The following is a 26,049-nucleotide window of genomic DNA, read 5'->3' on the forward strand; positions in this document are numbered from 1 at the left end:
GGGCAGCGGATAAAAAAAGGCGAACAAGCCTAGTGAGAACGGCTCGTATCTCACACCTAACAGGAACGCGAACAACAGAAACTGAAAACCAACATTGGTTTGATCGGACACTATTTGTGTCCATAATTTTGGGGGCATACTCGAATGCGCATTAAGCGGCACTACACCAAAAAAGGCCAATCGGCCTATGCTGGCATTGAATTTCGCAAGGCCACGAGCGAAATCAAAAATCCCGATGGGTCCATCGTGTTCCGCCTGGAAAATATTGATGTTCCAGCGTCTTGGTCACAGGTAGCAGCTGATATTATTGCGCAGAAATATTTCCGCAAAGCGGGCGTGGCTAAAGTCCTCAAAAAAGTAGAAGAAAACAGCGTTCCATCTTGGTTGTGGCGCTCAGTGCCGGATGAAAAGGCACTTGAAAAGCTGCCTGAAGAAGAACGGTTCGGTTCAGAAATTGATAGCCGCCAAGTTTTCGACCGTTTGGCAGGCACATGGACATATTGGGGCTGGAAAGGCGGCTACTTCGATGATGAAGAAGATGCCCGCGCCTTCTTTGATGAGCTTTGCTACATGCTCGCCACCCAAAAATGCGCGCCAAACTCTCCACAATGGTTCAACACTGGTCTGCATTGGGCCTATGGCATCGATGGTCCGGGCCAAGGCCACCATTATGTAGATCCATTCACAGGCAAATTGGTTCGCTCTGAATCAGCATATGAGCACCCCCAGCCTCATGCGTGCTTCATTCAGTCTGTTGAAGATGATTTGGTGAATGACAACGGCATTATGGACCTTTGGGTGCGTGAAGCCCGCTTGTTCAAATATGGCTCAGGCACAGGCTCAAACTTCTCTTCTTTGCGCGGCTCAGGCGAAGGCCTTTCTGGCGGCGGCAAATCTTCTGGCCTGATGTCTTTCTTGAAAATTGGTGACCGCGCAGCGGGCGCCATCAAGTCTGGTGGCACCACACGCCGTGCGGCGAAAATGGTGGTTGTCGATATCGACCACCCAGATATTGAAGAATATATCAATTGGAAGGTGAAAGAGGAGCAAAAGGTTGCCGCCCTCGTCACCGGGTCAAAAACCGTTTCCAAGCATATGAAAGCCATCATGAAGGCCTGCGTGAATTGCGAAGGCGCTGGCAATGATTGCTTTGATGTGCAGAAAAACCCTGCCCTTAAGCGCGAAGTGCGCGCGGCAAAAAAAGCACTCGTGCCTGAAAACTACATTCAGCGCGTGATCCAGTTCGCCCAGCAAGGCTACACTGATCTTGAATTCCCTGTATATGACACAGACTGGGATTCAGAGGCTTACTTGACCGTTGCAGGACAAAACTCAAACAACTCAATCCGCGTGACAGATGGTTTCTTGAACGCAGTTGAGGAAGATAAAGATTGGGATCTTGTTGGCCGCATCACCAAAAAGCCAACGAAAACCCTGAAAGCCCGCGATTTGTGGGATAGCGTTGGCTATGCCGCTTGGGCTTGTGCCGACCCCGGCATTCAATACCACACCACCATTAACGACTGGCACACATGCCCAGCATCTGGTGACATTCGCGCGTCGAACCCATGTTCAGAATATATGTTCCTGGACGACACTGCCTGTAACTTGGCCTCATTGAACCTGCTTCAATACCGCGCCAAAGACGGTCAGTTCATGATCGAAGCGTTCGAACATTCTGTGCGCTTGTGGACCATTGTGCTCGAAGTCTCTGTGATGATGGCGCAGTTCCCATCTAAAGCCATTGCTGAGCGTTCTTACGAGTTCCGCACCTTGGGTCTTGGCTATGCCAATATTGGTGGCCTGTTGATGACATCTGGCATTGGCTATGACTCAGATGAAGGCCGCGCCATCGGCGGTGCCATCACAGCGATCTTGACTGGTGTGTCTTACGCAACATCAGCGGAAATGGCGAAAGAATTGGGCCCATTCCCAAGCTACAAGCCAAACGCAAAGCACATGCTGCGCGTTATCCGCAACCACCGCAATGCGGCCCACGGCAATGATAATGGCTATGAAAAGCTGTCTATCAACCCTGTTCCATTGGATCATGCCAACTGCCCAGATTCACGCTTGGTCGACCATGCGAAAAAAGCATGGGACGATGCGTTGAAACTCGGCGAAAAGCACGGCTACCGCAACGCACAGGTTTCTGTGATTGCCCCAACCGGCACCATCGGTTTGGTGATGGATTGTGACACAACCGGCATTGAGCCAGACTTTGCCTTGGTTAAGTTCAAAAAGCTCGCTGGCGGTGGTTACTTCAAAATCATCAACCGCGCTGTGCCTGAAGCCTTGCGCACACTTGGCTACTCAGAAGATCAGATCGCTGAGATCGAAGTGTATGCAGTGGGCCACGGCAATTTGAACCAAGCCCCAGGCATCAACCCAACCACATTGAAAGCCAAAGGCTTCACTGATGAGAAGGTTGAAGCGATCAATGCGGGCCTTGGCAGCGCGTTCGACGTGAAATTTGCCTTCAATAAATGGAGCTTGGGCGAAGAGTTCTGCAAAAATGAGCTTGGCTTCACTGATGAGCAGCTCAATGACATGAACTTTGACATGCTCGCAGCGCTTGGCTTCTCCAAGAAAGAAATTGATGCCGCCAACATCCACGTTTGTGGCGCCATGACCCTTGAAGGTGCACCGCACTTGAAAGAAGAACATTACAATGTGTTCGATTGTGCCAACCCATGTGGCCGGATCGGCAAACGCTTCTTGAGCGTTGAAAGCCATATCCGCATGATGGCAGCCGCACAGCCTTTCATCTCTGGCGCGATTTCAAAAACCATCAACATGCCAAACTCGGCAACGGTGGAAGAGTGTAAAGAAAGCTACATGCTCTCTTGGAAACTCGCTTTGAAAGCCAATGCCTTGTACCGCGATGGTTCGAAACTCAGCCAGCCTTTGAACGCGCAATTGCTTGCCGATGATGAGGATGATGAAGATGGTTTGGACGCAACAGAAGAATTGATCGCAAAATCACCTGTAGAGCGCACTGCTGCCATTGCTGAAAAAGTGGCCGAACGCGTTGTAGAGCGTGTGGTTGAGCGGGTTCGCGAGCAAGAGAAATTGCCAACACGCCGCAAGGGCTACACCCAAAAGGCCAAAGTTGGCGGTCACACCCTCTTCTTGCGCACTGGCGAATATGAAGATGGCCGCTTGGGCGAAATCTTCCTTGATATGAACAAGGAAGGCTCAACCCTGCGCGCATTGATCAACAACTTCGCGATCTCTGTGTCTCTTGGCCTGCAATATGGCGTGCCGCTTGAAGAATATGTTGAAGCCTTTGTCTTCACCAAATTCGAACCAGCAGGCTTTGTGCAAGGCAACGACTCGATCAAGAGCTCAACTTCAATTCTCGACTATGTGTTCCGTGAATTGGCGATCTCTTACCTCGACCGTAGCGATTTGGCCCATGTCACCCCAGACAATGGCGGCAGCAGCGCAGCCAGCCAAGACGGCGGTGAAAATGTGGCGGCAGATCAATATGTGTCCAAAGGCCTCACCCGTGGCCGCGTGAAGGATAAAACCTTGATGCTCGTCACCACCGAAACCGCGGTCAGCACCAACAAAGTGCAAGCCATGCAAACCAGCGCCGCCACCATGATGAAGGCCACAACAGCCCTCAAGCAAGAGGTGGAACAGGAGTTGGGCAAAGTTGAAGAGGCAGCCCCTGCCCCAACAGCCGACACCAACACCCAACGCGCTCAGGCCCGCATGAAAGGCTACGAAGGCGAAGCCTGCCCCGAATGCGCAAACTTCACCCTGGTCCGCAACGGCACCTGCCTAAAGTGTGACACTTGCGGAAGCACTACAGGTTGTAGCTAAGAAACAACGAAGCCCGGGCAGAAATGCTCGGGCTTTTCTATTCTGATTGCCAATTATAAAATCGAGGAATCCTTTGGAGGCTACGTTCATCTGTGGACTATGAATTAGAACTCCCAACAGACAAGCGAGAGCAACTCGAAATGCTTGAAGGCATTCTTATTGAGCGAGCGACCGGTTCATATCCAGACAACAAGGTTTATCAGGCGCTAAGGCGCCCTTTTTTAGGCGACCAAGCTTTTAAGGAAAGACTACCGCAATTCGTTAGAACGCACCGAACGCTTGATGCATTCTGGGGATGGATTAAGCTTCAAGCGGACACTTATGCAGAACGACGCACTTTGATTTCTAACGGTTTCAACAAAATAGTTGAATACATCGAGAACGGTCACACAGAGCCATCGGATTCACCAATTAATCTTGCACTATCTGCACTGTCTATCCAAGAAGTAAAATCTCTATGGGACAAAGCAATCCAAAGACGGGAAAGCGATCCGGAAGGCGCAATCACAATAGCAAGGACTTTGGTTGAAAGCGTATGCAAACAGATTCTAGAACAATATGAGGTAAGTTATTCAGACAAGGATGAACTACCAAAGCTTTATCGCAAAACCGCACATCAGCTTAATCTTTCGCCGGAACAACACACAGAAGAGATATTCAAATCAATTCTAAGTGGAGCCTTCACGATGGTAAACGGTCTCGGCACATTACGGAACAAACTTTCGGATTCCCATGGCAGAGCAGGTTTTAAAGCATCCGTAAAGCCTTCAAAGCGACATGCCACGCTAGCCGTAAACCTAGCAGGAACAATAAGATCATTCTTAGTAGAAACCTATTTGAACAATAAAGATCAATAACCACTCATTGAACGCGGCAATGATTGAATCAAAACACCAAAAGCCCACGCGACAAAGATAAGCACATTGCGTGATAGCCGTCCTGCCTATGATAGGTTACCCTAGGGATCCAATTAAGCACAAATCAAGGCATGAACGCTTCTATGTGAGGAAACGTGAATTGGACCACCGGATCAAGTCCGGTGGCGACGGAAGTGGCTGGATTAAGTCTTATAAAACAGACGTTTAAATAGAGAAAGAGTTTCTACTTACCCGATGCTTCGCCTCCTCCGCCGTCATTGCAAGACTTGATCTTGCAATCCATTTGAGGGCAACCACAAAGCACCTAACCCAAGAAAACTGGCGCTCTATACCGCAATCTCATCAAACAAGTCGCGCCACTCGGCATTAAACGCTTCGATCAGTTCCACTTTCCACCGACGAGACCACCCTTTGATGGCCTTTTCACGCTGAATTGCAGCTGAAATATTGTCATGCCCTTCGAAATAAACAAGGCGTTTGAGACGATAAGAGCGGGTAAAGCCCGCAACATCCCCCTGACGATGCTCCCAAACCCGCCGCACCAAATTATTGGTCACGCCCACATAAAGCGTGCCATTCAATTTGTTCGTCATGATGTAAACCCAGCCACCCATAGCGCTAGATTTGAGCTCAAATGGACCACCGGATCAAGTCCGGTGGTGACGATGGAGGATAGCGCTGCCGTGGAAGAAACCACGCCCAGCCTCAAATCCCGTCAAAACTTTATTGTTCGCCAATAACGTCTCCTCCGCCACCGTCATTGCAAGGCTCGACCTTGCAATCCATTTGAGGACAACCACAAAGCACTTAGACAGTAGCCACGAGCAACCTCATCAAAAGCAGTTTTTCGCTACCAAAGCACAATCATAAATTGAAACTTCACCTCACAGCATTTCAATTCTCGCGAAAATTACATCACGTAACACACTGAATTATCGATAAAATTAGGACAAAAACCCAATTAGCCACTCAAAATCCAACCAATTACCTTGAGCAAACTTATCCCCGCCCCCGCAACCCATGATAAAATGGCGCCATCTTCTGCCCCATGCGGTTATTGACGGATAACGGGGTATATCTGTTTTCGCGGAATATTCTGCGGCCATTAAACAGATGAAAGAAGAAGTGGTTGATGGGCCGGACGCGGCGCATCGCGCACCTGTTTGGTTGTGCCCAACACCGAGGGCAATCCATTTATTGGATGGGAATAAAGGGTCAGCAGCCCAAGCCAATCAGGAAAGCGACAAACGCCACTGGCGCGAGGCAGTTTTGGTCTCATTCATTGCGCTACATAGCGAGCCTGAATCTGCCTCGTGCCCCGCAAACCATCGTTCCCTGAGTGCGCAAGTTCGTCAGGCACATCCGCGCGCTTGCATGAACTCAAGAATGGAGTACCAACAACCGGCGGGGGTAGTAAGCGCAGCGAGCGACGGCGGCAAGAAAAAATTCCGGGGGCACCGGGGACGGACACGCAATGTCCGGTGGCGGCAAAAACAATCTTCGCGGGTGCCGAGCCAGACCGTCGAAAGCACAGCGGGCGATAGCGAAAAGCACCGCCCACCCACAAATTCAACCCGCAGAAGCCAAAGCCTATTTCTTTTTCTTCTTCGCCTTTTTAGGCTTCTCGGCAGTCCCATCTTCGTCGTCAAAGCCATCATCAGCGGCGTCAGGGTCCACATCCCGCACAACTTCGATTTTGACCTTGGCCAAAACGCCAGCCAAACCGCCCAACAACGCCAACCAAGGCGCGGCGAGCACAACAACACCGCCCACAACCACGCTGCCAGTCAGCGGCACTTCGATCATCACATCATCATTGGAGGAACGAACCCGCAATTTGCGCACATTGCCATCGGAAATCAGCCGCGTGATCTCTTCCACCAGCTTGTGGCCAGCCACTTCAACTTCCTCGGTGAAGGTTTCCCAACTGCCTTTTTGCTCGTTGGACTTTTTGCCGTTTTCATCAACCATCATCTGGTCTCCTAGAATGTCTAACACCCTAGATGTGGGCACAAATCCCACCTAAACAAGCACTGACAAGGCAATAAAATGCAAAAAGCCGCCTTGAAACAAGACGGCTTCGCACTAACCAGATCGGCTTAAACAAGCATTATTGCTTATCTTCAGGCCGAATATCTTTGTAATCTTTGGTGGCTGGCTTGCCGCGGAACGTGACCCAGAAGAAGTTCAGCACATAGGTGCCAGCGGTTTGGAAAACGCCCTCTTCCGCCAAGCGACGACCAGAAGTGCGCATCGGCAATTTAAAGGTCCACTTAACCGGACCAATTTTAGAAAGCCGCACCGCAATGTCGGTGTCTTCGCCATAAAATGAGATCGACGTATCATAACCGCCAGCCTTCAACCAGGCGCTGCGGCGGATCACAAAGTTGCCGCCCTGGATCATGGAGCCGACTTTAAGCACAAAGCGGTTCAGCAGATAAACGAGATAGGAAATGCCATAGAACATACGCACAAGGAACTGGTTCCAAAGCGACAAATCATAATAGATATAAGGGCCGCTCAACCCGACCAACTCTGGCTTTTTTTCAAAGGTAGAGATCACCGTCTCGATCCAACCTTCAGGCAACTCAGTGTCCGCATCAATATTGGCCACCAATTCGGCAGTTGAGGCATTGAAGCCAGCACGGCGGGCATAAACGAGGCCCTTTTCAAACTCATCGACCACGGTCACACCTTCAAAGCTTTCCGCAATCTCTTTTGTGCGGTCGGTCGAGGCGTTATTGACCACGATAATTTCGCACGCCACGCCAGAGTCCTTCACGCGCTTCACCACGGATTCAACGCAGCGCCCGATCAGCCGCTCTTCATTATAAGCGGGAATAACAAAAGCCAGTTGCATGTGTGCTCCTTTGTGGGCGCCAATTTTGCGCCATGCAGCAAATTAAATCTGTGTTGCGCGGTTGCATTACACCATTTTGCGCTCAGGTCAAACAACCATGCAGTGGAAATCGCTATATGCCCTGAAAATCCGATGCAAACACGTCACACGATCCCAAAAATCTTGTGTCATTTTATCTGCCAATATTTTCGCCAATTCTGGCCAACGGCAAAAGATCATGGAATACTCAATTAATCGGAGGGGAATATGGCGAAAAACGAAAACAAGACCCAAGCCACCTCACAAGATGTGGTTGAATATCTGAACACCATTGAGGACGACCAAAAGCGTGCAGATGCGTTCAAGGTCAAAGATTTGATGACGCGCCTTTCTAGCCATCCGGCGAAAATGTGGGGCAGCTCCATCATCGGTTTCGGCACCTATCATTATAAATATGACAGTGGCCGCGAAGGTGATTTTTTGCGTGTTGGCTTTGCGCCGCGCAAGGCGAACCTGGTGCTTTATATCATGAGCGGCTTCAGCACATATGAATCTTTACTTGAAGAACTCGGCAAACATAAAACTGGCAAAAGTTGTCTTTACATCAAACGCTTGAGCGATATTGATGACTCAATTTTAGAAGAAATCATCACCCAGTCACTCGCCTATATGGCAGAAAAATATCCGGAATAATTATGCCCACAATCACCGTTTCAGAACAATTTGACTGCGCGCCAGAATTGGCTTTTACCACCCTGGCAGACTTCCCAAATTATCCCGATTTTATCGAGGCGATCATCAGCACGAAATTACTGTCAGAACAAACAACTGGGCTCAGCACAAGATTCAGCGAAACACGGATTATGATGGGCCGTGAAGCGACGGAAGAAATGGAAGTGATCGAGTTCACTGCCCCGTCAAAATTTGTGCTTTATAGCTTCGCCCATGGCACCGAATATCACAGCACCCACACTTTTGAGCCAAATGAAAATGGCACAAAAGTCACGCTCGAGTTTCGAGCCAAGCCTAAAACATTGATGGCCAAAATTTTGAGTGGATTATTTTCCCGTATGATCGGGCAAGTGGCAGATATGCTGCAAAAGGATTTACGCGATGCCAAAATTGAAGCGGAAAAACGCGCTGCTACGTAGCGTGGAAATTTTTTGGCCGTCACAAACCAACACATGAGGGCTGCAAAGGGGGAGGTGTTGGAAAGCGACGGCCATTTTGCAATCATGGGCTGAATGACTGCTCTCCAACATATGGGCATCAGATTAGACCAATTAAAGGCCGTCACACTTTTGTGATCAAAAAATATTCAAAAGCTGTACATGCCCCCAAATGGTGCTAGTTTTAATAATGAATAGAAGAACATAGAGGTCCCACATGAAAATCATTCAACCGCCTAGCCTCCCCTTCAAAAAGTTCGATAAGGCAGATCTGGCCGTTGAATATGTGAAGACCATCTATAAACGCAACACGCAGTTTATTCGCGATGCCGTGAAAAGACTTAATGACGGGCATTTGCCGGAAGGTCATGTGCGGGCCACATACCCATTGGCAAGAGTGCGCAACACCAGCTTTCAAAAGGTTGATTCTCACCTGCCGTTTGGCTTTTTGCATTCTCCCGGCATATATGAGACCACCCTTTCTGACCCGGAATTGTTCACCCATTATCTGACCGATCAGTTTTCACTGCTGCTGAAAAATCATAGCTGCGAAATTGAGGTGGGCGAATCTGAAACGCCCATCCCCGTGCATTTCGCCTTGGAACCAGCCGACACGCTAGATGGTGATACATTCAACGCGCTCAATATCCCGCTGCGCGATTTGTTTGACGTGCCTGATTTGACACATACCGATGATGAGATCGCCAATGGCACCTTCATTCCACCGCAAGGTGGCCCATACCCTCTGGCAGCGTTCACAGCGCCGCGCGTAGATTATTCGCTGCACCGCCTTGCGCATTACACGGCGACACGGCCCGAGCATTTCCAAAATTTCGTGCTGTTCACCAATTACGGCTTCTACATTGAAGAATTTTGCCGCACCGCCCATCAATGGATGGAAGAAGGTCACCCGGACTATGACGCATTCGTTGAGCCCGGCAATGTGATCACCACAAACTCGCGCCTAGACGGACAAACAGTAGGTGTAACGCCCCCGCGCGAACCACAAATGCCCGCCTATCACCTGAAAGCGAAAAATGGCAGCGGCATCACCATGGTCAATATCGGCGTTGGGCCATCTAACGCGAAAACCATCACTGATCATATTGCCGTTCTGCGGCCCCACGCATGGTTGATGCTGGGCCATTGCGCCGGCCTACGCAATTCGCAGGCCTTAGGCGACTATGTGCTGGCCCACGCTTATGTGCGCGAAGATCACGTGCTGGACGCGGATTTGCCGCTATCGGTGCCAATCCCGGCGCTGGCGGAAGTGCAAGTGGCTTTAGAAGAAGCTGTGGCGGAAATCACCAACCTGTCCGGGCAAGATCGCAAGCGCATCATGCGGACAGGCACAGTAGCAACATTCGACAACCGAAATTGGGAACTACGCGACCAAACCGAAATTGCCCAACGGCTATCCCAATCTCGCGCCATTGCATTGGATATGGAAAGCGCAACCATCGCCGCCAACGGCTTCCGCTTCCGCGTGCCATACGGCACCTTGCTTTGCGTGTCAGACAAACCGCTGCATGGCGAATTGAAGCTGCCGGGCATGGCCAGCGATTTCTATCGCAAGCAGGTGTCGAAACACCTTCAAATCGGCATTCGGGCGATGGAAATATTAAAAAAGCAGCCTGCGCATGCCATCCATTCGCGCAAGCTGCGGTCTTTTGCGGAAACAGCTTTTCAATAAGCCGTCACAAGACGGGGATTATTCCCCGTCTTGCTGCAATCCAATGGCTTCTGAAACAGCAACTGCGGTCATGTTCACGATGCCGCGGCTGGTGACAGATGGAGCCAAAATATGCGCTGGTTGCGCTGTGCCCATCAGGATCGGCCCAACTGCAAGTGCTTCATTAAATTCCTTGATTAAGGTCATTGAAATATTGGCACTTTCAAGGTTTGGGAAAATCAGCAAATTCGCCTCACCTTGCAGCTCACTGTTTGGAATATAGCGCTCGCGGAGCAGTGAATTCAAAGCCACATCGCCCTGCATTTCACCTTCAACCACAAGGTCCGGCGCCTTCTGCTTCAGCAGGCGATAAACTTCGCGCATTTTCTCTGAGCTCTCGCCATCGCGCGACCCAAAGTTGGAATAAGACATCAAGGCTGTCTTTGGCTCCAAATTAAACCGCTTCAAATGGTCTTGCGCCTGCATAGCGATTTCAACCAACTCTTCAGCACATGGGTTCATGGACACATAGGTGTCAGCAAAGAAGAACACACCCTGCTGCAAAATCAGCATGGACAATGCAGAAACGTCAGAAGATGCCGAATCTAGGCCAATGATGGATTTGATGTCGCGCACATGTTTAATGTAGCGCCCTTGCAAACCGCAAATCAGCGCGTCGGCGTCGCCACGCTTAACCGCCAAAGCGCCAATTACCGTGGTGTTGGTCCGCACAATGGTCCGCGCTGTGTCAGGCGTCACGCCTGAGCGCCCTACCAGTGAATGGAACTCGTCAACATAGTCACGATAGCGAGGATCATCTTCTGGGTTGATAACTTCAAAATCCTGTCCCGGACGCAGGTGCAAACCGAACTTTTCAATTCGGTTTTCAATTACAGATGGGCGGCCAATCAAAATTGGCTTGGCAATACCATCTTCCAAGATCACCTGGGTGGCCCGCAACACGCGCTCATCTTCACCATCGGCAAACACAACACGTTTCGGATCGGACTTAGCGCGCTCGATAATCGGCTTCATCACCATGCCAGAACGGAACACAAAGCGTGTCAGGCGGAACTTATAAGCCTCAAAATCTTCGATTGGACGTGTCGCGACGCCGCTTTCCATCGCTGCTTTGGCAACTGCAGGCGCAATGCGCAAAATAAGCCGCTGATCAAATGGGTTCGGGATCAAATAATCCGGACCAAATGTAGCGTCAGTGCCCGAGGTGCTGGCTTCCAAAGCAGGCTCATGCGCCAGTTTGGCGATGGCATGCACCGCGGCCATTTTCATTTCTTCATTGATCGCTGTGGCACCAACATCAAGTGCACCGCGGAAAATAAACGGGAAGCAGAGAACGTTATTCACTTGGTTCGGATAGTCAGACCGCCCTGTGCAGATCATCGCGTCTGGACGTGCTTCACGCGCCAATTCAGGCATGATTTCTGGCGTTGGGTTGGCTAAAGCCATGATCAATGGATTAGGCGCCATCTTGGCAAGCATTTCAGGCTTCAACACACCCGCAGCGGAAAGCCCAATAAAGATGTCAGCATCTTCCATCACTTCGGCTGTTTTGGTGAGATCGGTCTCCTGCGCAAAAGATGCACGCCAACGGTCAACATCATCCTTGCGCTTGTTGGTCACCAAACCATCACGGTCCGCCACCCAGATATTCTCGCGCTTAGCGCCGAGGCTTATCAGAAGATTCAAGCAGGCAATGGCCGCAGCCCCTGCCCCTGACGTGACAATTTTCACGTCCTCAATCTTCTTTTTCGCCAGACGCAGCCCATTGATGACCGCCGCCGCAACAATGATTGCAGTGCCGTGCTGATCATCATGGAACACAGGGATCTGCATGCGTTCACGCAGCTTCTCCTCAACCTCAAAGCAATCTGGGGCTTTGATGTCTTCCAAATTGATGCCGCCAAATGTTGGCTCAAGCGGCGCAATCACATCGACCAGTTTCGCCGGGTCGTTCTCATTCACCTCAATATCGAACACATCGATACCAGCGAATTTTTTGAACAGAACCGCTTTACCTTCCATCACTGGCTTTGACGCAAGCGCGCCAATTGAGCCAAGGCCAAGCACCGCAGTACCGTTTGAAATTACGGCCACCAAGTTACCTTTGGAGGTATAATCTGCCGCAAGGTTTGGATCTTTTTCAATCTCCTCACAAGGCGCCGCAACACCAGGCGAATAGGCTAGCGCCAAATCGCGTTGGTTCCCCAACGGTTTTGTCGCTGTAATCTCCAGCTTGCCGGGCTTTGGCCATTTGTGGAAGTGAAGCGCTGCATCGCGCAAAGATTGTTGGGTTTCGTCAGAATCCTGAGCCATCTAAGTCCCTTTCGTTCACCGGTTCTGGTGTGCCACCAAATGCAGCAAAAGAAAAGTGCAACTTATTCAGATTCTGCCAAGAAGTGGAAATTCAAACCAAATTTAAGCAACGTTTGTATCGCGCGCGGCATCCACATCGTCATCTGCGTCATCATCGAACACAACAAGGTCATCATCGAAATCATCGATTAGCTTGACCTCTTCATTGTTCATGCGTTCAGCAAGCGCGAGATAGGACTCAATTGGAAGCGCTGGCGCAAACAAGAAGCCTTGAGCTTGGCGGATGCCTTTTGCCCGCAAATAGAGCGCCTGCTCTTCGGTTTCAACGCCTTCCGCAATGATCTCAGTTTGCAGCTCATTGGCCATGCCAATCAACGCGTCGACAACTGGCACCGGCACATTGCGGTGACGGATCAACTCCACGAACACCCGGTCAATCTTGACGATATCAATACCAAGCTTCTGAATATAAGCGAGGTTTGAGTGCCCTGTGCCCGCATCGTCCAACGCCACTTTGGCACCAAGCTCGTGCAGGTCGTCGATAATCGAATTCACGCCTTCCATGTTGGAAAGCGGCTGACGTTCGGTAATCTCAAACACCAATTGAGAATAACGCACTTCCGTGCCGCCAAAAATGGCCTGCACATCCTCAACAATTGAGCCATCACGGAAATGACGTTCAAACAAGTTGATGCCGATTTTCAAATGTGAGTGGCGGGCACACAAATCTTCCAAATCGTCGCGCACTTGCTCCATCAAAGACAAAGTCATTGGAATGGCAAGGCCAGACAATTCCGCATATTCAATGAAAGCCCCCGGTGAAATGATTTCACCATTTGGCTTTTCCCAACGGATCAACACCTCACAACCCGCAATTTGACCTGTCTGCAAGTCAATAACCGGCTGATAGCGCGGGCGCAATTCGCCCGCTTGAATGGCACGTTCCAAATCGAATGTTGGCGCTTGAGACCGCCGCACATATTGGATGCACAACCACAAGAACACACAGCTTGTGAGACAAGCCACAATCGTGAAGCCAATCTTCAAATCCGCATAATCAGCACGCACCACATCCATAGGCACCGCAGCGCTAAGCTTAATCGGCACATTTTGGGCCACCTGCTCCACATACAAAAAGTCACTCGTGCGCCGTGGATGATTGTAATAGGCCTCTGGGTCACCAAACTCGACAATCGCGAGCCCCGTGGTGAGCGCATAACGAGTCATGAGCGCACCGCGAATGGAGTTATTCTCCTCCACCAGCAAATGCACATTGATCGGCACGAAAGCCGACACTTCGCGCCCCGGCCGCACCTTAATGCTTACCTTGATCAAAGGCTGTTCGCTGTCTTCAATCCGCACAATGGTCATTTCCTGCGGACCGCTGGGCATGGTCATAGTGGGCGTGATAGACGAATATTTGAAATCGTCACCATAAGCAGAGCAGAGCACATTGCCGTCAGGCGAATTCACCACCAATTGACGCAACAAATAGTTCGCACGCATTTGCTGCGCTGCGCCTTGCAAAAAGGTTGGCGTGCAAAGGGATGGACTGCGTGTAACGATGGCATTGAGCGAAGCAAGCGCTTTGTTCACACTGCCTTGAGTTTCATTAATGATGGAACTGACCTGCGCGCGCAGCGATTTGCTTTCACGCATGCGCACATATTCATCCAACATGAAATCAACGGTCAATATCGGGGCGAACGCCAACAAGGCGCACAAAATCATCAGAAAGTTTGAGAACTTGGCTTTCACTGTCGCCTGCCCCGCAAATTAAGCCACTCCGCCAACATAGCCCACCGCCCTTAACACAGGATTAACCACATTAACAGCAAAACGGCGCCCCAAGGAGCGCCGTTTAATTAGCTAATATACTGAAAGAATTACTCTTTCGGAAGATTTAGGCGAATGTGCAACTCGCGCAATTGGCGGGCAGATACGGAAGATGGAGCATCCATCAACAAATCTTCTGCTTGCTGATTCATCGGGAACGCTGTCACTTCACGCAGATTCTCTTCGCCGCACAACAACATCACAATCCGGTCGATACCTGGCGCAATGCCACCGTGTGGGGGTGCGCCATATTCCATCGCCCGCAACATGCCGCCGAACTTTTCATAAAGAATGCTCTCATCATAACCAGCGATATCGAACGCTTTCTTCATGATTTCTGGACGGTGGTTCCGGATCGCGCCAGAGCTCAACTCGAAGCCGTTACACACAATGTCATACTGATAAGCATTGATGGTCAGTGGATCTTGGTTTTCCAACGCTTCAAGGCCACCTTGCGGCATGGAGAATGGGTTGTGAGAGAAATCAACTTTCTTCTCATCTTCGTTCCACTCGAACATTGGGAAATCAACAATCCAGCACAGCTCAAAACGATCTTTATCGATCAAATCGAGCTCTTGGCCAGCACGAGTACGGGCAGCGCCTGCAAAGCTAACGAATTTCGACGGTACACCGCATACAAAGAAGACGGAATCGCCATCTTTCAAACCAAGCTGATCGCGAATGGCAGCAGTGCGCTCTTCACCGATATTTTTGGCAATTGGGCCCGCGCCCTCACCATCACGGAAGAAGATATAGCCAAGGCCCGGCTGACCTTCGCCCTGTGCCCACTTGTTCATGCGGTCACAGAATGCGCGCGAACCACCAGTTGGTGCCGGGATTGCCCAAACTTCAACCTTCGGATCATTTGCAATTTGGTTGGCGAAAATGCCAAAGCCTGAACCAGCAAAATGCTCAGTTACGCTTTGCATTTCAATCGGGTTCCGCAAGTCTGGCTTGTCGTTACCATATTTGCGCATAGATTCCGCATATGGAATGCGGGGGAATTCTTGAGTGACTGGCTTGCCTTCACCAAATTCCTCAAACACACCGCGCAACACCGGCTCGATGGCTTGGAACACATCTTCCTGCTCCACAAAGCTCATCTCGATATCAAGCTGATAGAACTCGCCCGGTGAACGGTCAGCGCGCGCATCTTCATCGCGGAAACATGCCGCAATTTGGAAATAACGGTCAAAACCAGAAATCATCAGCAATTGCTTGAACTGCTGTGGCGCTTGCGGCAGAGCGTAGAACTTGCCTGGGTGCAAACGTGAAGGCACCAAGAAGTCCCGCGCACCTTCAGGGCTAGACGCAGTCAAAATTGGAGTTTGATATTCGGTGAAGCCTTGGCCAACCATCGTGTTGCGCAAATAAGAAATGATCTTAGACCGCATCACAATATTGTTGTGCAACCGCTCACGGCGCAAATCCAAGAAGCGATATTTCAAACGGATATCTTCCGGATATTCCTGATCGCCAAACACCGGCATTGGCAATTCTTTAGATGCGCCAAGCACTTCCATATCGCGGATATAGATTTCAACTTCACCAGTAGAGAGGTCTTTATTCACGGCTTCTGGCGCACGAGCTTTCACATCGCCATCAACGCGGATCACGAACTCAGAACGCACTTTTTCAGCCAGCCCAAACGCATCAGAATCAGGGTCGACCACACATTGGGTGATCCCGTAATGGTCGCGCAAATCGATGAACAACAAGCCGCCATGGTCGCGGATGCGGTGCACCCAACCTGACAGACGAACTTTCTCGTCCACATGATCTTTATTTAATTCAGCACAAGTGTGGCTACGATATAGATGCATCTATTCCAATCCCGCAAAATTCTAGGGCTTTTTGGGGGCGAAAAGCGCATGCCACGCCCGATTTGTCAAGCATCTGATACGTTTTTCATTCTGCTCTTGCAAGTCTGACCCATTTCCAGCCATTATTGGGCCAACACTTCGCATCGCAAAACAGCGCAAAAACAGCAGATTCAATAACAGAAAGCATTTATGCACATTATTACGACCACCTCTGAACTGGCCAAATTTTGTCAGGCCGCCGCTGCACACCCTTTCGTTACCGTTGATACAGAGTTTTTGCGCGAAACAACCTATTGGCCCAAACTTTGCCTTGTGCAAATGGCAACGCCCGACGAAGCCGTTATTGTTGATCCAATTGACACCGACATTGATTTGACACCTATGTTTGAACTGTTCGCCAATGAAGAAGTGGTGAAAGTTTTTCACGCGGCAAAGCAAGATGTCGAGATTTTTGTCAATCTCTCCGGTGAAGCACCAAAATCATTGTTTGATACGCAAGTCGCCGCCGCTGTATGTGGCTTCGGCGATAGCATTTCTTACGACAATATGGTCCGCCAGATTACAGGCGCACAAGTGGACAAAAGCTCCCGCTTCACAAACTGGTCTCACCGCCCACTTACCGACAAACAATTGCATTATGCCTTGGGGGATGTCACTCATTTGCGCGACTGCTATTTGCATATTGTGGCGGAGCTGGACAAGCGCGACCGCTGGGACTGGATCAATGACGAAATGAAAGCATTGATGCAGCCAGAAAACTACATCGTGCTGCCAGAAAATGCGTGGAAGCGCATGAAAATGAAGGTCAATCGCCCACGCGACTTTGCCCTTTTGAAAATGCTGGCTGAATGGCGTGAGGAAAAAGCGCAAAAGCAGAATGTGCCGCGCGGCCGCGTGCTAAAAGATGAAGCTCTGTTTGAACTGTCGCAGCAGCAGCCTACAAATCCCAAAGCATTTGACCGCCTGCGCGCCTTTTCAAAAGGCTTTGGCCGCTCCAGCACAGCAAATGAGTTGATCAAGCTGGTAGAAGTGGCACAAAAACTCGACAAAGCCGACCTGCCAAAAATTCCACGCAAGCCGAACGGCCCCTCACCCAAAGGCGCAATTGGCGATTTACTGCGGGTATTGCTTAAGGCGGTCAGCGAGCAGGAAGGCGTGGCCCCACGCATCATCGCCACAAGTGACGATATTGATTCAATCGTGTTGGATGATGATGCAGACGTGCCAGCGCTGAAGGGCTGGCGCGCCAACGTGTTTGGCGAAAAAGCCTTGGCCATCAAACATGGCAAAATGGCCCTTGGCGCCACCAAAGCTGGCATTGTGCCTGTGAAAGTGACGTTAGAAGACGACGAATAAAACCGTCAAATAATGCGAATGTCAGCTTGCCGATTCAACAAGTCGGCCAGCTGATCAAACCGCCGCATCATTTTCTCAGCCGCCAAAAATTCCATTCCCTTTGGAATGCACAAATATAGCTTGTCATCGTCAATGTCCCAATCAAGCTGATTGAGAACACCAGGCATTGCGGCTGAAAGCAAATAGGCTACGCGATAAGTGGCGGCGACCAAAATCGCATGGTCCTGATCTTCATCACGGCATAAGTTGAGAATTTCCTCATGCCCCAATTTCTTGGGCTTCAATCCATTATAACGCGCCGCTAAGACTGTGGCGATGTAAGCGCGATCGGCATGATCTAGCCCCACGAAGGAACCAAGGGTCACCAAATCCACCGCTTGCGCACCACGATAGTCAGGATGCCCCCGCCACGACACATCAGACAATAAGCAAGACGCTTCACGCAACCGCACTAAGCTGGTGGTTTCTTTAATTTGTGCAGTTTCAATAAGCTTGGTGGTGAAGGCGGATAAATCAGCACTGTGGGCAGGCGCACGCGATCGCAACAATGCATATTCACGGCATGCCAAAAGCAGCGGATCAGCGCGCTGGTCGTCATCGCTGAGCTGACCAAACAAATAGCCCTCGCGCAAACCAAGCGCGGAAAACTTTACCGAGGAAAATGCACCAATTTCCAACACCGCTTTGAGCGCTGCAGCGCCAAAAGGCAGCAAGGTGCGGCGGTTGGAAGACAGCACTTGGGCTTCGTCTGGAATTTCACCCTTCTTAGCCTGCTTCAACACATAATCGCAAAGCGCCAACATATCGTCAGCTTCTACACGGTAGCCCTGCACCATTGACAGCGGATAGCTATTGGTGACCTGATGCAAACGCGCCAAGGCCCGCCATGTGCCACCAATCGCCACAAATTCTGGCAAGTGCTGCGCCTTGATCAATTCAGAAGCGGCGAGCTTTTCGCAAGCAATCTCATAGGCTTTTGACGCGTTGTTATCGCTATCATCCTGCAACCGGATGGCGCCTAACTTGTAAGTTTCACCGCCAAATACGCGATCTAGATCAATGCCAGCCAATTCTAAGCTGCCGCCGCCAAAGTCGCCGAGAAGGCCACGCTGATTGGGCATGCCAGCCAAAGTCCCAAGGGCCGCATAGTGCGCTTCTTCTTCACCAGAAAGAATCTGCACCTCAACGCCCATAATCTCCTGCACCGCAGTGATAAACTCGCCACCATTATCTGCATCTCGCGTGGCGGCAGTGGCCAACACATAAAGCGTTTCGACCTTGGTGAGTGAACACACCATTGCAAAACGACGCATGCCGTTTAATGCGCGTTCCACCCCTTCAGGGTTTAACTCGCCGCTTTGCGCCATGCCGCGCCCAAGACCGCAGGCAACTTTTTCGTTGTAAAGTGGCGTTAAAGCCCGCACATGGCGCTCATAGATCACCAAACGCACCGAGTTGGACCCAATGTCCAACACGGCTATGGGATCGTCGCTGCCAATTCGCCCCTGTGCAGCGGGACGACGCAGTGCATTAACAAAGCTTTTGATCAATCATCTTCCTCATCATGACGACCATCTTGAGACAGCGCGCTACCCCGACCTGAAAGCGAAGGATTATTCATGAAATATTCTTGCGCGTTAAAGATCGGTTCGCCCTCTTGCGGCTCAATCCGCCGTGAGGTGCCATCTGGCAACACCTCCCAGCTTTGCTGATTGTCATTGATGTTGGCAACCATAATCCGGTCTAGCACCTGCTTATGAACGGTTTTATTGAATAATGGCACCATGGTTTCCACACGACCATCCAAATTACGCGGCATAAGATCGGCAGAAGAAATGAATACGGCGGCCTTGCGCGAAGGCATTTCGTGCCCCTGCCCAAAGCAATAAATGCGTGAATGTTCGAGGAAACGCCCAACGATGGACTTCACCCGAATATTGTCTGAGAAGCCCGGAATACCAGGACGTAAGCAACAAATGCCACGCACAACAAGCTCAACTTCAACCCCTGCCTGTGAGGCCGCGTAAAGCGCATCAATAATGCGTGGATCGACCAGCGAGTTCATTTTGAACCAAATGGTTGCTGGCTTACCTTCCTTAGCAAACTCGATTTCCGCATCAATATGCTTCAACAATGTGTCGCGCAGTGACATGGGCGATACAGAGATACACTCAAGCCCAGACGGACGAGCATAACCCGTGACGAAGTTGAACACCCGCGCTACATCGCGCGTGATGGCCGCATTGGAAGTGAAATAGGATAGATCGGTATAAATTTTCGCGGTGATTGGGTGATAGTTACCCGTACCGATATGGCAGTAAGAAACCAGCTTACCCTTCTTCTCGCGCCGCACAACCTGACTCAGCTTCGCGTGCGTTTTCCAATCGATAAAGCCGAACACCACCTGCACGCCTGCGCGTTCCAAATCTCGCGCCCAGCGAATATTGGCTTCTTCATCAAACCGCGCTTTCAACTCGACCAAAGCGGTAACGGATTTGCCTGCCTCAGCAGCTTGAATAAGCGCCTTGACGATTGGACTGTCATTTGACGTGCGGTAAAGCGTTTGCTTGATGGCCACCACATCCGGATCAGACGCGGCCTGCTTCAAAAATTGCGCAACAATATCAAAGCTTTCATAGGGGTGATGCACCACAATATCTTTTTGCTTAATCGCAGCAAAACAATCACCATTATGGTCGCGCACCCGCTCTGGGAAACGCGCATTGAAAGGCTGAAATTTCAGTTTTGGCCGCTCAATATCACAAAGCTTGGACGCATCCGAAAGCGCCAAGAAACCTTCAACTTCAAACGTATCTTCAATGCCCACATGCAGCTCATCCGCAATGCGGCGGCGCAAGGCGCGTGGCATAGAACGTTCAATTTCAAGACGGATCACCTGCCCGCGCCGACGTTGTTTCAACGCAGACTCAAACTCCACCACCAAATCGGCGGCTTCATCGTCAATCTCCATCTCGCTATCCCGAATAACGCGAAACGCACCTGCACCAACTACGTCATAGCCCGGGAACATGCGCTCAAAGAACAAATTGATCAGCGTTTCAATCGTCACCATTTCGATGCGAGAACCAGTGGTCAAATCCTGCGGTAAAAAGACAAACCGCTCCATATTTTGCGGCACACGCACCAAGGCAGTTAGCGTGTGATCCGCCCCCGGCTGCTGCAATTCAAATGCAAGCGAGAAACCAAGGTTAGGAATGAAGGGGAATGGATGCGCAGGGTCAACCGCCATCGGCGTCAGCACCGGGAAGATTTCTTCTTGAAACAACTCTTCCAAATACGCCAATTGCTGCGGCCCGAGATCATTTACATCAAGCAAGATGATCTCCTGCTCGGCCAACTCATTTCGAATCGCGCGCCAGCTATCTTGCTGCTCAAGATGCAAATGCTGGGCAAGCGCAGCAATTTCTTCCAACTGCTCAGAAGCCGTCATGCCATCATCGCTCAATCGGGTCACGCCCGCCCGCAGCTGGCCTTTAAGACCCGCCACACGAACCATGAAAAATTCATCTAAGTTGCTGGCCGAAATGGACACAAAGCGCAGACGTTCCAAAAGCGGATGATTCTTGTTTCCCGCCTCTTCCAACACGCGCATGTTGAACTGCAACCACGAAACCTCTCGGTTCACAAAGCGCGCTGGGCTTTGTGACAAAATCTCAATATCGGGGGCTTCGCTGTTTGGCGTTTCCGCCAAATCCATGATCTCGTCCATACTTCACTTCCAAACTGTGCCACGCAACATGTGGCTTGCTCAAACGCACATGCGCAGCAAGCACTCACAAGGGCTTAAAGTGATTATATGGCAATTGTGTAACAGATTTATTGATTGTAAAGCTGCGCCAATGCTTCAGCCGCCAATCGCTTCGAAATTGGCTTATGCCGCTCTAGCGACATTTGGTCCATCAATTCAACCAATGCCACCACATGCGCCGGCGACCGCTCCATTCGCGACAGAAGATATGGAATAAGGCCCGGATCAATCTGGATCTGCCGATCATCAAACAATTTGACAAAAAGCTGCGCCAAATGGGCATCGTCCAACGGGGAAATCTCAAGATTGAGCGCCAATCGCAAGCGCGAGCGCACATCTTGCGTTTCTAAATCCCACTGATCTAGGGGGCGATCCGCTGTCATCAACAAGGGGAGTTGCGACCGCATAGCCTGATTGAGCAAGTTAAATAAAGGCGTCTCACCCATCCAAAGGCTGTGACAATCCTCAACCAGCAAAGGCCCATGCATCATTTGCGGCCAGTCCTCATCCATATCTGGCTTGAGCACCTGCGCGCCGCTTTGCCCCACCCAAATGCTGGCTAAATGGGTCTTACCAGACTTTTCTGGCCCGATCAGCAATGTGGTCGCACCCGGCCATTCGCGCATGCCCATCAAATATTCATAGGCCTGCAAATTGCCAGCACTCACCACAAAATCATCTTCACCCAGTGCCGTTTCAAACGGCAAATCAAGCACCAATTGCTGGGTGGAAGCCTTATCTGCACTCATTCATGCAACCCTTACGCCTGCTTCTCAGCGGTTTCGGCTTCGCCAGTCAAATCCTGCTTAGCCTGCTGCATTTCAGCTTCTGTTTTGGCTTGGTAAAGCGAGCTTTCCAAATATTTGCGCACGGCATAGCGCACCAAAACGCCTGTCACCGCCGCCAACGGCACTGCCAGCAACACACCAACTGCACCGAACAGCAAAGCAAAGGCAAACAATGCGAACATCAACCACACCGCGTGAACACCAATCGAGCGCCCCACCAGTTTTGGATATAGAATATTGCCCTCAATAAACTGGCCAAACATGAAAATGCCGAACACGAGTGCAATCATGGTCCAATCCGGCCAAAACTGCACAATGGCAACGCCGATCGACAGCACAAAGCCAATCAAAAAGCCCACATAAGGTACAAAAGAAAACAAGCCAGCGGCCAACCCAATAGCCAGACCAAAGTTCAACCCAACAAGCGTCAAACCAGTGGCATAAAACGCTGCAAGAATAAGCACCACGCTGGATTGCCCGCGCACAAAACCGGCCATTGCTTGGTTGATCTCAACAAACACATCGCGGATTTCATCGCGATAAGCGCGTGGCAACAATTCGTCGCCGCGCTTGATCATATTGTCCCAATCCAACAGCAAATAGAAGGCCACGACAGGCGTCACGATCAGCAAGCCCACAACGTTCAAAATCGCCAAACCGCTTTGCATCACGCGGTTGAGCACACCAATGGCAAAGCCAACGCCTTGGCCCAAGAAATTAGAGATATTGTTTTCAATCTCAGCCAACTGCTCATCACCAATCCACTCGCGTAGGGATGGCGCATATTCTGATGCCAATTGTTGCAAGCTTTGCACATAACCCGGCAAACGCTCGGCCAAGCCGACCAACTGCCCCAAAATGCTCGGCACAAGGAACAGGAATGCACCAACAAACAGCAAAACGCAGAGCAGCATGATGACAAAAGTCGCCCATAGCCGCGAAAATTTCATCCGTTCGAGAAAGTCTGCCGCTGGGTCGAGCATATAGGCCAAAACCATGCCCGCAATGAACGGCAGCAATATGCCGCGAAACACCCACAAAAACAAAATTGTCACCGCCAAGATGACAAGCCAAGTTTTTATTTGGTTTTGTAGTGTCATTCCCCACTCCTACACTTGCGCGAACGCCCGCAATTCTTTATCAGCGCTGTTAAAGCGTTTGCGGCCCCGTTGCAAGAAGCTGCACCCAATGCCCCAACGCAAAATTCGCATCACTTATGTGCGACGTCACGTTGCCACACATATGGGGAATGGACCAGCCCAATGCCAGATGACACCAAGAAAAACACAAATTCACTCTCTTATGCAGATGCAGGTGTGGATATCGATGCGGGCAACGCCCTTGTTGATCGCATCAAGCCGGTTGTAAAATCAACCGCCCGCCCCGGCTCTGACACAGAAATTGGCGGGTTTGGTGGCCTGTTCGATTTGAAAGCCGCAGGCTTTAAAGACCCCATTTTGGTGGCAGCAAATGATGGCGTGGGCACCAAGCTCAAAATCGCCATCGATAGCGGCATCCACAACACAGTAGGCATCGATCTGGTGGCCATGTGCGTCAATGATTTGATCGTGCAAGGCGCGGAGCCGCTCTTCTTCCTCGACTATTACGCCACCGGCCAATTGGACAATGATGTCGCCGCCGCTGTGATTGAAGGCATCGCCGCAGGCTGTCGCGACGCGAACTGCGCGCTTATCGGCGGCGAAACCGCTGAAATGCCGGGCATGTACGCCAAAGGCGACTACGATCTGGCAGGCTTTTGCGTGGGCGCTGCAGAGCGCGGCAACATGTTGCCCACCAACGATATTGCAGCAGGCGATTTGTTGATCGGATTGCGCTCTTCCGGCGTTCACTCCAACGGCTATTCGCTGGTGCGCAAAATCGTTGAACTGAGCGGCCTTAATTGGGACAGCCCTGCACCATTTGAAGATGGCGTGACACTTGGCGAAGCGCTGCTGCGGCCAACACGCATTTATGTGCGCCAGGTTTTGGCAGCGCTAAAAGCAGGCCATAAAATCAAAGCCCTCGCCCACATTACAGGCGGCGGGTTCACCGAAAACATTCCGCGCGTATTGCCAGAAACGTTGGCGGCGAACATTGATCGCTCGTCCATCGAAGCACCAGCCGTGTTTGGCTGGCTCGCCAACACAGGCGGCGTTAAAACCAACGAAATGATGCGCACATTCAACTGTGGCGTTGGCATGGTGCTGGTAGCCAGCAAAGATGAGGCTGACGCCTTGATCGAAGCCCTACAGCAGGAAGGCGAAGACCCAATCATCTTGGGTGACCTGATTGAGCGCAAAAGCGATGCCGTTGAATATCATGGTGAGCTGGCCCTATGAGCGGGAAAACCAAAGTCGCCATTTTGATTTCTGGTCGCGGCTCGAATATGAAAAGCTTGATTCAAGCTGCAAAAGATAGCGACTATCCCGCTGAAATTATTGGCGTATTCTCAAACCGCGCAGACGCGGCGGGTCTTGACTACGCCAAAGAACATGGAATCCAAACTGCTGTCATTTCCCATAAAGATTTTGATAGCCGCGAGGCTTTCTGTGATGCACTTGATGCACAACTTGAAGCATGGGGCACGGAGTTTATCTGCCTTGCAGGCTATATGCGCATCCATTCAAATGCATTTGCGGAAAAATGGTTGGGCAAGATGCTAAACATTCACCCGTCCCTTCTTCCTTTATTCAAAGGCTTGAAGCCACAGCAACAAGCGCTTGATGCTGGCGTGAAAGTTTCCGGTGCGACAGTGCACGAAGTGACCCCGGAACTCGACGCGGGCCCATCCGTTATGCAAGGCGTGGTGCCGGTGCTTGAGGATGATGATGCGGACAGCTTGGCCGCGCGCATTCTGACGGTGGAACATGAAATCTACCCCAAGGCGCTAAAATATTTCTTAGAAAAACGCCGCAACACTGACCAAAACCTTGCAGCGCAACAAACGCTGATCTGGCCGCAATAGGAGCAAAGCATATGACCAAAACCGTCCTTATCACTGGCGCAAATCGCGGTATCGGATTGGAACTGGTCAAACGCTATCTGCAAGAAGCGGATTGGCAGGTGATCGCCACCTGCCGCCAACCTGAAAATGCTGTTGAACTGAAACAGCTTGTTGCAAGCTCCTCAAATCGCTTGAAAATTCTGCCTCTTGAAGTCACGGACAGTGCATCTGTGCTGCGCCTAAGCAATGAGTTGAAAGATGCAACCATCGACGTACTGATCAACAATGCGGGCATTTATAATGATAAAGGCCAAAAGTTCGGCGCAATCAATTTTGATAATTGGGCAGAAGCTTTCAACGTCAATACCTTAGGCCCCATGCGGGTGACTGAAGCATTGTTCGACACGTTGAAGCGTGCAAAGCTTGCAAAAATCATCACCATATCCAGCCAAATGGGCGCCCTTGGCCGCAAAGCCACAGGCAGCTTCGCCTATCGCAGTTCAAAAGCTGCAGTGAACAAGGCGATGCAGACCTTGGCTTACGAATTAGAGCAGGAAGATATGATGGTCGCCCTGTTCCACCCCGGCTGGGTGCAAACCGACATGGGCGGCAGCGAAGCTGAGATCACACCAGAAGAAAGCGCTGCTGGCATTTTCAACACAATTGACCAGCTTTCAAAAGCGGACAATGGCAAATTCTTCAAATGGAATGGCGAAATTCACCCTTGGTAATGATCACTCAAATTGATCTGATCATTGTGAAAAACGGTTCGACCGTTCGAATTTGCTGGGCTAGATTGGGCGCCTGTTA

The 26,049-nt window shown here is 50.7% G+C and carries 19 protein-coding genes; 9 read left to right on the forward strand and 10 right to left on the reverse strand.

Features of this window, described 5'->3' with window-relative positions; all coding sequences use genetic code 11:
- Window positions 1-144 precede the first annotated feature (144 nt).
- Together ATL17_RS02185 and ATL17_RS02190 are read left to right on the forward strand one after the other, a co-directional pair.
- Window positions 145-3,831 (forward strand): vitamin B12-dependent ribonucleotide reductase, encoded by a 3,687-nt coding sequence (locus ATL17_RS02185; RefSeq protein WP_133571135.1) that lies wholly within the window; start codon window positions 145-147, stop codon window positions 3,829-3,831.
- A 92-nt stretch (window positions 3,832-3,923) separates the two neighbouring features.
- Window positions 3,924-4,688 carry an abortive infection family protein gene (locus tag ATL17_RS02190; RefSeq protein WP_246028617.1) on the forward strand — a complete coding sequence of 255 codons (765 nt, stop codon included), beginning with the start codon at window positions 3,924-3,926 and terminating at the stop codon, window positions 4,686-4,688.
- A 347-nt stretch (window positions 4,689-5,035) separates the two neighbouring features.
- On the opposite strand, the gene ATL17_RS02195 is transcribed toward ATL17_RS02190, so the two are convergent.
- The 3 genes from ATL17_RS02195 to ATL17_RS02205 form a co-directional block, all read right to left on the reverse strand.
- Window positions 5,036-5,323: a GIY-YIG nuclease family protein gene (locus ATL17_RS02195; protein ID WP_133571136.1), complete on the reverse strand. Its 288-nt coding sequence runs from the start codon at window positions 5,321-5,323 to the stop codon at window positions 5,036-5,038.
- A 976-nt stretch (window positions 5,324-6,299) separates the two neighbouring features.
- On the reverse strand, window positions 6,300-6,683 hold the full coding sequence (locus ATL17_RS02200; RefSeq protein WP_133571137.1) for a DUF4342 domain-containing protein: 384 nt from the start codon (window positions 6,681-6,683) through the stop codon (window positions 6,300-6,302).
- Window positions 6,684-6,819: 136 nt separating this feature from the next.
- The gene (locus tag ATL17_RS02205; protein WP_133571138.1) at window positions 6,820-7,569 is read right to left on the reverse strand and encodes a glycosyltransferase family 2 protein; all 750 of its coding nucleotides are present in this window, start codon (window positions 7,567-7,569) and stop codon (window positions 6,820-6,822) included.
- A gap of 246 nt (window positions 7,570-7,815) precedes the next feature.
- Here ATL17_RS02205 and ATL17_RS02210 point away from each other — a divergent pair, with 246 nt between their 5' ends.
- From ATL17_RS02210 to ATL17_RS02220, 3 genes are all read left to right on the forward strand, one after another.
- Window positions 7,816-8,241, forward strand: a complete 426-nt coding sequence (locus tag ATL17_RS02210) for a DUF1801 domain-containing protein (protein ID WP_133571139.1) — start codon at window positions 7,816-7,818, stop codon at window positions 8,239-8,241.
- Window positions 8,242-8,243: 2 nt separating this feature from the next.
- Complete coding sequence (locus ATL17_RS02215) at window positions 8,244-8,699, forward strand: SRPBCC family protein (RefSeq protein ID WP_133571140.1); 456 nt, start codon at window positions 8,244-8,246, stop codon at window positions 8,697-8,699.
- A gap of 235 nt (window positions 8,700-8,934) precedes the next feature.
- Window positions 8,935-10,410 carry an AMP nucleosidase gene (locus ATL17_RS02220; protein WP_133571141.1) on the forward strand — a complete coding sequence of 492 codons (1,476 nt, stop codon included), beginning with the start codon at window positions 8,935-8,937 and terminating at the stop codon, window positions 10,408-10,410.
- A gap of 18 nt (window positions 10,411-10,428) precedes the next feature.
- Here the strand turns inward: ATL17_RS02220 and ATL17_RS02225 are convergent, their stop codons facing one another.
- The 3 genes from ATL17_RS02225 to aspS form a co-directional block, all read right to left on the reverse strand.
- Window positions 10,429-12,723 carry an NADP-dependent malic enzyme gene (locus tag ATL17_RS02225; RefSeq protein ID WP_133571142.1) on the reverse strand — a complete coding sequence of 765 codons (2,295 nt, stop codon included), beginning with the start codon at window positions 12,721-12,723 and terminating at the stop codon, window positions 10,429-10,431.
- Between the two features lie 102 nt (window positions 12,724-12,825).
- Window positions 12,826-14,481 carry an EAL domain-containing protein gene (locus tag ATL17_RS02230; protein WP_133571143.1) on the reverse strand — a complete coding sequence of 552 codons (1,656 nt, stop codon included), beginning with the start codon at window positions 14,479-14,481 and terminating at the stop codon, window positions 12,826-12,828.
- Window positions 14,482-14,609: 128 nt separating this feature from the next.
- Entirely contained in the window at window positions 14,610-16,382 is a 1,773-nt protein-coding gene (gene aspS, locus ATL17_RS02235) for an aspartate--tRNA ligase (RefSeq protein WP_133571144.1), read from the reverse strand.
- A gap of 189 nt (window positions 16,383-16,571) precedes the next feature.
- Between aspS and rnd the strand changes: the two genes are divergently transcribed.
- The gene (gene rnd / locus ATL17_RS02240) at window positions 16,572-17,738 is read left to right on the forward strand and encodes a ribonuclease D (RefSeq protein ID WP_133571145.1); all 1,167 of its coding nucleotides are present in this window, start codon (window positions 16,572-16,574) and stop codon (window positions 17,736-17,738) included.
- 5 nt (window positions 17,739-17,743) lie between these two features.
- Here the strand turns inward: rnd and ATL17_RS02245 are convergent, their stop codons facing one another.
- The 4 genes from ATL17_RS02245 to ATL17_RS02260 all read right to left on the reverse strand — a co-directional run bounded on the left by ATL17_RS02245 (window position 17,744) and on the right by ATL17_RS02260 (window position 23,395).
- Window positions 17,744-19,288, reverse strand: a complete 1,545-nt coding sequence (locus ATL17_RS02245; protein WP_133571146.1) for a Ppx/GppA phosphatase family protein — start codon at window positions 19,286-19,288, stop codon at window positions 17,744-17,746.
- A complete protein-coding gene (locus tag ATL17_RS02250) occupies window positions 19,285-21,468 on the reverse strand; it encodes an RNA degradosome polyphosphate kinase (protein ID WP_133571147.1) in 2,184 nt (727 codons plus the stop codon). Before ATL17_RS02250 ends, ATL17_RS02245 begins: the two co-directional genes overlap by 4 nt.
- 107 nt (window positions 21,469-21,575) lie before the next feature.
- On the reverse strand, window positions 21,576-22,256 hold the full coding sequence (locus tag ATL17_RS02255; RefSeq protein WP_133571148.1) for a P-loop NTPase family protein: 681 nt from the start codon (window positions 22,254-22,256) through the stop codon (window positions 21,576-21,578).
- Between the two features lie 11 nt (window positions 22,257-22,267).
- Window positions 22,268-23,395, reverse strand: a complete 1,128-nt coding sequence (locus ATL17_RS02260; RefSeq protein ID WP_133571149.1) for an AI-2E family transporter — start codon at window positions 23,393-23,395, stop codon at window positions 22,268-22,270.
- Window positions 23,396-23,557: 162 nt separating this feature from the next.
- Between ATL17_RS02260 and purM the strand changes: the two genes are divergently transcribed.
- The 3 genes from purM to ATL17_RS02275 are packed head-to-tail and all read left to right on the forward strand — an operon-like array spanning window position 23,558 to window position 25,970.
- Window positions 23,558-24,634, forward strand: a complete 1,077-nt coding sequence (purM, locus tag ATL17_RS02265; protein WP_133571150.1) for a phosphoribosylformylglycinamidine cyclo-ligase — start codon at window positions 23,558-23,560, stop codon at window positions 24,632-24,634.
- Window positions 24,631-25,260, forward strand: coding sequence for a phosphoribosylglycinamide formyltransferase (purN, locus tag ATL17_RS02270; RefSeq protein WP_133571151.1), 630 nt, complete (start codon window positions 24,631-24,633; stop codon window positions 25,258-25,260). The genes purM and purN overlap by 4 nt, the downstream gene beginning before the upstream one ends.
- Before the next feature lie 11 nt (window positions 25,261-25,271).
- Window positions 25,272-25,970, forward strand: a complete 699-nt coding sequence (locus ATL17_RS02275; RefSeq protein WP_133571152.1) for an SDR family oxidoreductase — start codon at window positions 25,272-25,274, stop codon at window positions 25,968-25,970.
- Window positions 25,971-26,049: the final 79 nt, after the last annotated feature.

It is taken from the genome of Maritalea mobilis (assembly GCF_004363175.1).
Lineage (GTDB): Bacteria > Pseudomonadota > Alphaproteobacteria > Rhizobiales > Devosiaceae > Maritalea > Maritalea mobilis.

Excerpts from the sequence above, each read along its gene's own strand:
- ATL17_RS02185 (WP_133571135.1), top strand. The coding sequence starts at position 145 with ATGCGCATTAAGCGGCACTACACCAAAAAAGGCCAATCGGCCTATGCT.
- ATL17_RS02220 (WP_133571141.1), top strand. The coding sequence starts at position 8,935 with ATGAAAATCATTCAACCGCCTAGCCTCCCCTTCAAAAAGTTCGATAAG.
- ATL17_RS02200 (WP_133571137.1), bottom strand. The coding sequence starts at position 6,683 with ATGATGGTTGATGAAAACGGCAAAAAGTCCAACGAGCAAAAAGGCAGT.
- ATL17_RS02205 (WP_133571138.1), bottom strand. The coding sequence starts at position 7,569 with ATGCAACTGGCTTTTGTTATTCCCGCTTATAATGAAGAGCGGCTGATC.
- rnd (WP_133571145.1), top strand. The coding sequence starts at position 16,572 with ATGCACATTATTACGACCACCTCTGAACTGGCCAAATTTTGTCAGGCC.
- ATL17_RS02215 (WP_133571140.1), top strand. The coding sequence starts at position 8,244 with ATGCCCACAATCACCGTTTCAGAACAATTTGACTGCGCGCCAGAATTG.
- ATL17_RS02250 (WP_133571147.1), bottom strand. The coding sequence starts at position 21,468 with ATGGACGAGATCATGGATTTGGCGGAAACGCCAAACAGCGAAGCCCCC.
- purM (WP_133571150.1), top strand. The coding sequence starts at position 23,558 with ATGCCAGATGACACCAAGAAAAACACAAATTCACTCTCTTATGCAGAT.
- ATL17_RS02225 (WP_133571142.1), bottom strand. The coding sequence starts at position 12,723 with ATGGCTCAGGATTCTGACGAAACCCAACAATCTTTGCGCGATGCAGCG.
- aspS (WP_133571144.1), bottom strand. The coding sequence starts at position 16,382 with ATGCATCTATATCGTAGCCACACTTGTGCTGAATTAAATAAAGATCAT.
- purN (WP_133571151.1), top strand. The coding sequence starts at position 24,631 with ATGAGCGGGAAAACCAAAGTCGCCATTTTGATTTCTGGTCGCGGCTCG.
- ATL17_RS02255 (WP_133571148.1), bottom strand. The coding sequence starts at position 22,256 with ATGAGTGCAGATAAGGCTTCCACCCAGCAATTGGTGCTTGATTTGCCG.
- ATL17_RS02260 (WP_133571149.1), bottom strand. The coding sequence starts at position 23,395 with ATGACACTACAAAACCAAATAAAAACTTGGCTTGTCATCTTGGCGGTG.
- ATL17_RS02210 (WP_133571139.1), top strand. The coding sequence starts at position 7,816 with ATGGCGAAAAACGAAAACAAGACCCAAGCCACCTCACAAGATGTGGTT.
- ATL17_RS02275 (WP_133571152.1), top strand. The coding sequence starts at position 25,272 with ATGACCAAAACCGTCCTTATCACTGGCGCAAATCGCGGTATCGGATTG.
- ATL17_RS02195 (WP_133571136.1), bottom strand. The coding sequence starts at position 5,323 with ATGGGTGGCTGGGTTTACATCATGACGAACAAATTGAATGGCACGCTT.